General features: G+C 52.2%; 1 protein-coding gene. It reads right to left on the reverse strand.

Translation table 11 applies throughout. The features are described from left to right. A partial coding sequence (locus V3391_RS17545; protein ID WP_332079746.1) for a hypothetical protein occupies positions 1–435 on the reverse strand: 435 nt, incomplete at both ends.

The following is a 435-nucleotide window of genomic DNA, read 5'->3' on the forward strand; positions in this document are numbered from 1 at the left end:
TTGGACGCCAGCACTAATACATGCAGCGATTTCTGCCCGCGGCCTTCCGCATATTCAGCCAAATAATTGCCGATCTCCCGGCTACCGGCACTCAGCGGGTTATAACCTCGGAATACATGAACTGCACCGGCTTTCAGCAACATTCGCTGTGCAGGCGCAAGCGTCAAATGGCTGGCCACATTCCGCTTCATTAGTTTGGCACGCTGTGTATTGGATGCATATCCCTGTCCCGGAGTTATGTTTTTGCTATAAATGCTGCGGCTTTCGATCAACGAATTTAACATCGCCAAGGCGGGCATGTCCTTTGGGGCCGTGAGCAGCTTCTGTAAGGCGAATAATTCCTCTTCTTTGACTTTCAACATGAAAAGATCACGCGGGTCTCCGCTCGCCGACGCCCGGCCATAGTCATTGTTTTCAAGCTTGCGGAAGGCCTCG

This window comes from Luteimonas flava (assembly GCF_036584485.1).
GTDB lineage: Bacteria > Pseudomonadota > Gammaproteobacteria > Xanthomonadales > Xanthomonadaceae > Luteimonas > Luteimonas flava.